Raw genomic sequence first — 9,163 nt, forward strand, 5'->3', positions numbered from 1 at the left:
GGCCTCTGCTATGCACATGCGCAGTCGCCTGCTGAAGCAGAGCTCGTGTCCGAATGTCAGACCTGACACCGGGGTGGTCTGAAGCAGAGCTCGTGTCCGAATGTCAGACCTGACACCGGGGGGGGGGCTTGGTCATAATGCAATATTGCGCTAAAGTCGCCTTATTAGCTTACATCGGAAGGGGCCGCCATGCGACACATTCTCACCGCGCTGTCGCTTTGCCTGGCGTGCGCGCTGCCCGCCGTGGTCCTTGCCGATCCGCCCAGGATCCAGTTCGCGACCGAGGTGTATTTCGACAGCGGCAGCGCGCGCCTGTCGGCCGATGCGGTATCGATCCTGGATCAGGTCGTCAGCAAGCGCCGCGAACTCGATCCCGAACTGATCATGGCCATCGGCCATACCGATGCGCTGCCCAGCGACGCCCGCGCCCAGACGCTGTCGGTGCAGCGCGCCGAGGCGGTCAAACGCTACCTGGCCAACAAGGGTGTCGAGCGCATCCGCATCTATACCGAAGGCAAGGCCAAGCGCATGCCGGTGGCCGATAACGACTCCCGCGAAGGACGCGCCCGCAATAACCGGGTCGAGGTCCAGCTGGTGGCGCCAAAAACCGCCCCGGCCGATCCGGAACAGTAAGCGCCAGCGGCGGACGCAAAAAAGCCCGCAAGGCGCAAACCTTGCAGGCTTTTTGATGTGTCGCGCGACGCCGGAAGCGAAGCCGCCTCCGGCGCGTTGCGGCAAGCCGGCGCGGCAAGCCGGCGCGGCAATTACATCATGCCGTCCATACCGCCCATACCGCCCATGCCGCCCATGCCGCCAGCTGGCTTGTCTTCAGCCAGTTCGCAGACCATGGCGTCGGTGGTCAGCATCAGGCCGGCGATCGACGCTGCGTTTTGCAGTGCCGAACGGGTCACTTTTGCTGGATCCAGAACACCCATTTCGACCATGTCGCCGTAGGTGCCGTTCGCTGCGTTGTAGCCGTAGTTGCCGGTGCCGGCCAATACTGCTGCAACAACCACCGACGATTCTTCGCCAGCGTTTTGAACGATCATGCGCAGTGGCTCTTCCATGGCGCGCAGGACGATCTTGATGCCGGCGTCCTGGTCAGGATTGTCGCCTTTGACCGTGATGTTGGCACGCGCGCGCAGCAGGGCGACGCCGCCGCCAGGAACGATGCCTTCTTCCACGGCAGCGCGGGTTGCGTGCAGTGCATCTTCAACGCGGGCTTTCTTTTCTTTCATTTCGACTTCGGTGGCTGCGCCAACCTTGATCACTGCAACCCCGCCGGCCAGTTTGGCAACGCGCTCTTGCAGTTTTTCACGGTCGTAGTCGGAAGTCGCTTCTTCGATCTGCACGCGCACTTGCTTGACGCGCGCTTCGATCGCTTCCGCCTGGCCGGCACCGTCGATGATGATGGTGTTTTCCTTGCCCACTTCAACGCGCTTGGCTTGGCCGAGTTCTGCCAGGGTGACTTTTTCCAGGGTCAGGCCGACTTCTTCAGCGATGACCTGGCCGCCGGTCAGGACAGCGATGTCTTCCAGCATGGCTTTGCGGCGGTCGCCGAAGCCTGGCGCTTTGACTGCGCACGTTTTCAGGATGCCGCGGATGTTGTTCACAACCAGGGTGGCCAGTGCTTCGCCTTCGATGTCTTCCGCGATGATCAGCAGTGGACGGCCGGCTTTGGCGACTTGTTCCAGGATCGGCAGCAGATCGCGGATGTTCGAGATCTTCTTGTCGCACAGCAGGACGAACGGGCTGTCCTGGATGGCAACTTGCTTGTCCGGGTTGTTGATGAAGTACGGCGACAGGTAGCCGCGGTCGAACTGCATGCCTTCGACGATGTCGAGTTCGTCGTTCAGCGATTTGCCGTCTTCCACGGTGATCACGCCTTCTTTGCCGACTTTTTCCATCGCTTCAGCGATACGCTCGCCGATCGAGTAGTCGGAGTTGGCCGAGATCGCGCCGACCTGGGCGATTTCTTTGGTGGTGGTGCATGGCTTGGCGATCTTGGCCAGCTCTTCGACGGTGGCGGCAACTGCCTTGTCGATGCCGCGCTTGAGGTCCATTGGGTTCATGCCGGCGGCAACGAACTTCATGCCTTCGCGAACGATGGCTTGTGCCAGCACGGTCGCGGTGGTGGTGCCGTCGCCGGCGTTGTCGCTGGTGCGGGAAGCAACTTCCTTGACCATTTGCGCGCCCATGTTCATGAGCTTGTCTTTGAGTTCGATTTCTTTAGCGACCGAGACACCGTCCTTGGTGACGGTCGGCGCGCCGAACGAGCGCTCGAGCACCACGTTGCGGCCTTTTGGACCCAGGGTGACTTTGACTGCGTTGGCGAGAATATTGACGCCTTCAACCATCTTGGCGCGCGCTGCGTCGCCGAATACTACTTCTTTAGCTGCCATGTTGTTTTCTCCGTTGTGCGTAGATGTCTATCGCGTGGAATTCTTGATGAAAGGTCGTGCGTGGACTACCTGGGCAATTACTTGACCAGAACAGCCATGATGTCTTCTTCGCGCATGACCAGCAGCTCGTCGCCGTCGACTTTGACGGTTTGGCCGGAGTATTTGCCGAACAGGACGCGGTCGCCGACTTTGACTTCCAGGGCGCGTACTTTGCCGTCATCCTGGACTTTGCCGTTGCCGACAGCCAAGATTTCGCCTTGATCCGGTTTTTCAGCAGCTGCGTCAGGAATGATGAGGCCGGATGCGGTTTTGGTTTCCTGGTCGAGACGCTTGACGATGACGCGATCGTGCAATGGGCGAAGGTTCATGCAAAACTCCTTAATATTCAGTGGTTTAGTAGCTATTGGTCAGGACCGCCAGGGCGTTCCCGGTGTTTCAACATGTCTCGCGGTGTTGCCGCGGAGACTAGAAAGAGTTGTTAGCACTCTCTACTAACGAGTGCTAATTATAGGGACGGTCAAGGTGTTTTTCAAGGCGTCCTGTTGACTATTTAACAGACGGGCTTGATCTGGCGCAAAGTGCGGGCACGCCGGAGGGGCCGGGATTGGCGCCATCGCAAGGGCTGCGCGGGCCGCCTTCTTACATCCCCTTACATCAATCGTCCACCCTGTTGCTGATTCGGTTGACGGAGTTTCGTCCGCGCCCCTATAGTTACGGGATGATTTCTGAATTCATCGAACTATCCGAAAAAATCGACCGGCTTGCCGAGTTGACCCTCTCACTGCGCGCCGAGAATACTCAGTTGCGGCAATGGAATGCACAGGTGCGCCAGTCGAATGCGCAGCTGTTCGCCGACAAGGAGGCTTGCCTGGTGCGCCTGAATGAAGTGCAGCGCCGGGTGGAAGCCTTGCTGGTCCAGATGCCCGATCCGAACGCCGTCACGGTGGCCAGCGCGCCGGCCCCGCAGACCGAGGACGCGCCATGATCCAGCTCAATGTCACGATCATGGGCAGTTCATACCGCCTGGTGTGCAAGGAGGGCGAAGAACGCACCTTGCAGGAAGCCGTCAGCTATCTCGACGGAAAAATGTGCACCTTGCGCGATTCGGGCAAGGTCAAGGGAAACGACCGCATCGCCGTCATGGCCGCGCTCAATATGGCGGCCGAATTCCTGTCGGTGAAAACCCCGCAAGGACCGCTCGCCGAAATGACGATGTTGGAAGTCAAGCAGAAACTCGGCGAGATGCACACGGTGCTGGACAACGCGTTAACCCCGCAAGAAAATCTGTTCTGAGTTTAATTTCGTTTGACATGACGCCACATCGGAGTAAACTCCGTCTCACCCTGCGGTGTTCGCGATTGCCATATATTCCTTGAACCATTTATGTGCACAGGTTGCGGAATTTTGTTTGATGGGAGTGAGCGTCGCTCGTTCGACGAACCCGAAATTGAACTAACTGCGACCGCCTTGAACCATTAGGTTCAGGATGCCGGTAAAGACGGCACATGCGGGGCTCTGATTTCACAAAGCGGTTGCAAGCATTCGGTGCGCAACCGTTTTTTTATGGGCGCGCGCTTTGCGGCGAGGGGCGCGAACGGAGCAAACACCATGGCCTATTGGCTGATGAAGTCCGAACCGGACGAAGTAAGTATCGACGATGTGCTGGCCGCGCCGGAACAAACGGTGGCGTGGTTCGGCGTGCGCAATTACCAGGCGCGTAATTTCATGCGCGACGGCATGCGCGCCGGCGACCTGGTCCTGTTTTATCATTCCAGCTGCGCCGAGCCGGGTATCGCCGGCATCGTCGAAGTGTGCGGCGGCGCTTATCCTGACGCCAGCCAGTTCGATCCGGCCAGCCACTATTACGATCCGAAAGCCACGCACGCGCAGCCGCGCTGGATCGGCGTGGACGTGCGCGCCGTGCGCAAGACGCCCCTTCTGAGCCTGAAACAGTTGCGCACCATTCCCGCCCTGGCCGAGATGCGCCTGCTGGCCAAGGGCAGCCGCCTGTCGGTCATGCCGGTCGAGCCGCACGAGTGGCGCATCATCGAGGCCTTGCTGCAACAGTAGAGGCGGTAGCATTGTGCGGCGGGGCGGCCATCAGCGGCCCCATCAATGGCGTTGTAGAATACTTGCCAGGACGAGTCCGTGCGTGGCTCGCCACCAACGCAAGCCTCACCGAACGCACCCATGACGACTGCAACTGCAATGCCGGCCACCCAAGGGAGGCGCCGATGGACTGGAGCCTGATTCTGATCCTGCTGGCGATGGGCGCCGCCGGCGGCTTCGCGGCCGGTTTGCTGGGCATCGGCGGCGGCATGGTGCTGGTGCCCTTCATCACGATGATCTACACCGCCGAGCATTTTCCGCCCGAGGCGGTGGTCCACATGGCGATCGCCACCTCGCTCGCCACCATCATGTTTACCTCGCTGTCGTCGGTGCGCGCGCATCATGCGCATGGCGCGGTGCTGTGGCCGATCGTCAGGCTGCTCACGCCCGGCATCGTGGTCGGCTCCTGGCTCGGGCCGTGGCTGGGCAAGCAGCTCAACACCACCGCGCTGGCGCTGGTGTTCGCCGCCTTCGTGGCGTTTTCGGCCACCCAGATGCTGAGCGGCAAAAAACCGGCCGGCGCGCGCGAGCTGCCGGGAGCGCCCGGCATGTTCGCCGCCGGCGGGGTGTTCGGCGTGGTCTCCGGGGTGGTGGGGGCGGGCGGCGGCTTCATGTCGATCCCGTTCATGACCTGGTGTAACGTCAAGATCCACAACGCCGTGGCCACCAGCGCCGCGCTGGGTTTTCCGATCGCGCTGTCGGGCACCTTGTCGAACATCTGGTTCGGCTGGGACCAGCCCGGCCTGCCGCCGTATTCGCTCGGCTACATCTACCTGCCGGCGCTGGCCGTGATCGCGACGGCCAGCGTGCTGGCGGCGCCGCTGGGCGCGCGCGCCGCGCACCGCATGCCGGTGCAGCAGCTCAAGCGCATCTTCGCGGTCATTTTGTATGCGCTGGCCGGTTATATGCTGTGGAAGGCGTTTCACTGACGCCGCTGTTGTCGCCGCCATTCCTGTACGCCCACACCAGCATCGCCACGCCGCCTGCGATCATCGGCAGCGACAGCATCTGGCCCGATGTAATGGGCAAGCCGGCCACGCTGACCTGCCAGTCCGGCACGCGGAAGTATTCGGTAAAGAAGCGCGCGCAGCCGTACAGCAGGGTGAACATCGCCCCCACCGCCAGGCGCGGGCGTTCCTTGCGCGCATAGATCCACAGCAGCACGAACACCAGCAGGCCGTCGACGATCATCTGGTACAGCGGCGACGGATGGCGCGGCCCTTGCACGCCCGGCCACAGCATGGCCCACGGCAAACTGGCGTCGGCCACGCGGCCCGGCAGTTCGGCGTTGATGAAGTTGCCCATGCGTCCGGCGGCATAGCCGAGCGGGACCAGCGGGGCGATGAAATCGTAGACGTCGAGCAGGTTGCGCCTGGCTTTGCGGGCCCACAGCCCCATCGCGAGCAGCACCCCCAGAAAACCGCCATGGAACGACATGCCACCCTGCCACACCTTGAAGATGGCGGCCGGATCGGCGAGGAAGCGGCCCGGTTGATAGAAGAAGACTTCCCCCAGGCGCCCGCCGATGATCACCCCGAGCATCCCGTAGAACAGCATGTCGTCCAGGTCTTCCTTCTTCCAGCCGCGCGCGGCGATGTGCGGCTGCCGGATGCGCACGCGCCCGAGGGCGAGGAACATGGCGAACGCCAGTACGTACATCAGGCCGTACCAGTGCACGTGCAGCGGGCCGAGCGAAAAGGCGACGGGGTCAGGCATCGGGTGGGTCAGCATCGGTATTCTTTCGTAGTAAATCCAAAAAGCCCTGCAAGACCGGCGAGACGGCGTCGCGCCGCCAGGCCAGCCCGGTTTCCACCTGCGGCGTAGGATCGCGCAGGGCCCGGTATTCTACGCCGGGCCGCATCAGATTGGACACCGATTGTGGCACAAGTGCCATCCCCATGCCGGCCGACACGAGGCTGACGATGGTCTGCATCTGGATCGCTTCCTGCCCGATCTCGGGCGTGATGCCGGCCGCGCGAAAGCAGGCCAGGATGGCGTCGTGCAGGGCCGGGGCGATCGGGCGCGGAAAGATGATCAGCGGCAGCGGCGGCAGCGCGGCCAGCGCCACCGCCTGGCCGGCCGCGCCGCTGACGACGCCTGCCGGCAGGGCCACGATCAGCGCTTCGGTCAGCACCTTCAGGTAATCGAGTTCCAGGCGCGCCTTGTCCGGCAGCGGCGCGATCAGGAGGCCGGTATCGATGCGCCCGTGCAGCAGGTCGTCGATCTGGACGTCGGAGGTGGCTTCCTGCAGCGCGATACTTACTTGCGGAAAGGCCGCGCGGTAGCGGCGCAGGAAGGGCGGCAGCACGCTGTAATCGGCCGAGGACACGAACGCCAGCGACAGGCGCCCGGCCGCGCCGCCGGCGGCGCGTTTTACCAGTGCGGGCAGGGCGCTGCTCGCGGCCAGGATGCGGCGCGCTTCCGGCAGCAGGGCCTGGCCGGCCGGGGTGAGTTCGACGGCGCGGCGGCTGCGCGCGAACAGCGGCGCGCCGAGCAACTCTTCCAGTCCCTGGATGGTTTGCGACAGCGGCGGCTGGGTCATGTGCAGGCGCAATGCGGCCTTGCCGAAGTGAAGTTCCTCAGCGACGGCGACAAAGTAGCGCAACTGGCGCAGTTCCAGGTTCATCGATATGCCCTTCCATGTGAATTGAGGACTGTGATATGCGCAGCGACTCACAGCGATGCGAATGATATATTTGACGCGCGCTTGCCCGCAAGGCATTCTGGTCGATATCAGATCATCACCGGAGCAAGCCATGTCAGACCAGCCACGCTACAACCGTCGTTCCCGCAACATCACCGAAGGCGTCTCGCGCAGCCCGAACCGCTCGATGTACTATGCCATGGGCTACCAAACCGAGGATTTCGACAAGCCGATGATCGGCATCGCCAACGGCCACTCCACCATCACCCCGTGCAACTCGGGCCTGCAAAAGCTGGCCGACATTGCGATCACCACGATCAAGGTCGCCGGCGCCAATCCGCAGGTGTTCGGCACGCCGACCATTTCGGACGGCATGTCGATGGGCACCGAGGGCATGAAATATTCGCTCATCTCCCGCGAAGTGATCGCCGACTGCATCGAAACGGCCGTCAACGGCCAGTGGATGGATGGCGTGGTCGTGATCGGCGGCTGCGACAAGAACATGCCGGGCGGGATGATCGCCCTGGCGCGCACCAATGTGCCGGGCATTTATGTGTACGGCGGCACCATCAAGCCGGGCAACTGGAAAGGCAAGGACCTGACCATCGTCTCGGCCTTCGAGGCGGTGGGCGAATTCACGGCCGGGCGCATGTCGAAGGAAGACTTCGACGGCATCGAACGCAACGCCTGCCCGTCGGCCGGTTCCTGCGGCGGCATGTACACGGCCAACACCATGTCGTCTTCGTTCGAGGCGCTGGGCATGGGCTTGCTGTATTCGTCGACCATGGCCAATCCGGACGACGAAAAGGTCGGTTCGGCCGCCGAATCGGCGCGCGTGCTGGTCGAAGCCGTGAAAAAGGACTTGAAACCGCGCGACATCATCACCCGCAAGTCGATCGAGAACGCGGTCTCGCTGATCATGGCCACGGGCGGTTCCACCAATGCCGTGCTGCACTACCTGGCCATTGCCCACGCGGCCGAGGTCGAATGGACCATCGACGACTTCGAGCGCGTGCGCCAGAAAGTGCCGGTCATCTGCAACCTCAAGCCGTCCGGACAGTACGTGGCGACCGACCTGCACAAGGCCGGCGGCGTGCCGCAAGTGCTCAAATTGCTGCTCGACGCGGGCCTGCTGCACGGCGACTGCATCACCATCACCGGCCGCACGATCGCCGAAGAACTGGCCGAGATCCCGTCGGTACCGGATCCGAAGCAGGATGTTATCCGCACCATCGACAAGGCACTGTATCGCCAGGGCCACCTCGCCATCCTCAAGGGCAACCTGTCGCCGGAAGGCTGCGTAGCCAAGATCACCGGGCTGAAGAATCCCGTGATCACCGGTCCGGCACGGGTGTTCAACGACGAGTATTCGGCCATGGATGCGATCCTGGCGGACGGCATCAAGGCTGGCGATGTACTGGTGATGCGTTACCTGGGGCCGAAGGGCGGTCCGGGCATGCCGGAAATGCTGGCGCCGACGGCGGCGCTGATCGGCAAGGGGCTGGGCGAATCGGTGGGCTTGATCACCGACGGCCGTTTTTCGGGCGGGACCTGGGGCATGGTGGTCGGGCACGTGGCGCCGGAAGCCTTCGATGGCGGGACGATTGCACTGGTGGAAGAGGGCGATTCGGTGACCATCGATGCGCACCAGCAGCTGATCCAGCTGAACGTGAGCGACGAGGAAATTGCCCGCCGGCGCGCCAACTGGGTCAAACCGGCGCCGCGCTATACGCGCGGGGTGCTGGCCAAGTTCGCGGCGCTGGCGTCGTCGGCCAGCAAGGGGGCTGTGACGGGGTAATCAAGCGATCATCGTTCTACCACCGTCGCCCCCGCCGAGGGCCGCCTTGGCGCGGGGCGACGGATCTTGCGTGACAGGCTTTCTCTAGCCTGAATGTTTCATAAACTGCCACCGCAGTGCCGGTTCGGCGATACATGAGCTCCTCAGTGACGATCACGATGTCGCGGGCAATAGCCCCCCTACCCGATTGAACGGGACATCGAATGGAGC

At 62.7% G+C, this 9,163-nt stretch carries 10 protein-coding genes and 1 other RNA gene; 7 read left to right on the forward strand and 4 right to left on the reverse strand.

Annotated features, from left to right (window positions below; all coding sequences use genetic code 11):
* Positions 1-189 precede the first annotated feature (189 nt).
* On the forward strand, positions 190-633 hold the full coding sequence (locus tag F2P45_RS33330) for an OmpA family protein (RefSeq protein WP_166882508.1): 444 nt from the start codon (positions 190-192) through the stop codon (positions 631-633).
* A 131-nt stretch (positions 634-764) separates the two neighbouring features.
* On the opposite strand, the gene groL is transcribed toward F2P45_RS33330, so the two are convergent.
* Positions 765-2,402: a chaperonin GroEL gene (gene groL, locus F2P45_RS33335; protein WP_166882509.1), complete on the reverse strand. Its 1,638-nt coding sequence runs from the start codon at positions 2,400-2,402 to the stop codon at positions 765-767.
* Between the two features lie 77 nt (positions 2,403-2,479).
* Positions 2,480-2,770: a co-chaperone GroES gene (gene groES / locus F2P45_RS33340; protein WP_099916332.1), complete on the reverse strand. Its 291-nt coding sequence runs from the start codon at positions 2,768-2,770 to the stop codon at positions 2,480-2,482.
* Positions 2,771-3,120: 350 nt separating this feature from the next.
* Here groES and F2P45_RS33345 point away from each other — a divergent pair, with 350 nt between their 5' ends.
* The 5 genes from F2P45_RS33345 (at position 3,121) to F2P45_RS33365 (ending at position 5,440) form a co-directional block, all read left to right on the forward strand.
* Positions 3,121-3,387, forward strand: a complete 267-nt coding sequence (locus F2P45_RS33345; protein WP_166882510.1) for a hypothetical protein — start codon at positions 3,121-3,123, stop codon at positions 3,385-3,387.
* Positions 3,384-3,695, forward strand: a complete 312-nt coding sequence (locus tag F2P45_RS33350; RefSeq protein ID WP_166882511.1) for a cell division protein ZapA — start codon at positions 3,384-3,386, stop codon at positions 3,693-3,695. Before F2P45_RS33345 ends, F2P45_RS33350 begins: the two co-directional genes overlap by 4 nt.
* Positions 3,696-3,739: 44 nt before the next feature.
* Positions 3,740-3,920: non-coding RNA, 6S RNA (gene ssrS / locus F2P45_RS33355), on the forward strand.
* A gap of 90 nt (positions 3,921-4,010) precedes the next feature.
* Positions 4,011-4,472, forward strand: coding sequence for an EVE domain-containing protein (locus F2P45_RS33360; protein WP_166882512.1), 462 nt, complete (start codon positions 4,011-4,013; stop codon positions 4,470-4,472).
* Positions 4,473-4,636: 164 nt separating this feature from the next.
* Positions 4,637-5,440: a sulfite exporter TauE/SafE family protein gene (locus F2P45_RS33365; RefSeq protein ID WP_166882516.1), complete on the forward strand. Its 804-nt coding sequence runs from the start codon at positions 4,637-4,639 to the stop codon at positions 5,438-5,440.
* Here F2P45_RS33365 and lgt read toward each other — a convergent pair.
* Both lgt and F2P45_RS33375 read right to left on the reverse strand, forming a co-directional pair.
* On the reverse strand, positions 5,391-6,242 hold the full coding sequence (lgt, locus tag F2P45_RS33370; RefSeq protein WP_166882513.1) for a prolipoprotein diacylglyceryl transferase: 852 nt from the start codon (positions 6,240-6,242) through the stop codon (positions 5,391-5,393). The two genes, F2P45_RS33365 and lgt, sit on opposite strands and share 50 nt — an antisense overlap.
* The gene (locus F2P45_RS33375; RefSeq protein ID WP_166882514.1) at positions 6,220-7,137 is read right to left on the reverse strand and encodes a LysR substrate-binding domain-containing protein; all 918 of its coding nucleotides are present in this window, start codon (positions 7,135-7,137) and stop codon (positions 6,220-6,222) included. The genes lgt and F2P45_RS33375 overlap by 23 nt, the downstream gene beginning before the upstream one ends.
* A 130-nt stretch (positions 7,138-7,267) precedes the next feature.
* Between F2P45_RS33375 and ilvD the strand changes: the two genes are divergently transcribed.
* A complete protein-coding gene (gene ilvD, locus F2P45_RS33380) occupies positions 7,268-8,953 on the forward strand; it encodes a dihydroxy-acid dehydratase (RefSeq protein WP_166882515.1) in 1,686 nt (561 codons plus the stop codon).
* The last annotated feature ends 210 nt before the right edge of the window (positions 8,954-9,163 follow it).

Origin of the sequence: Massilia mucilaginosa, assembly GCF_011682145.1 — a bacterium.
GTDB classification, from domain to species: domain Bacteria; phylum Pseudomonadota; class Gammaproteobacteria; order Burkholderiales; family Burkholderiaceae_D; genus Telluria_A; species Telluria_A mucilaginosa.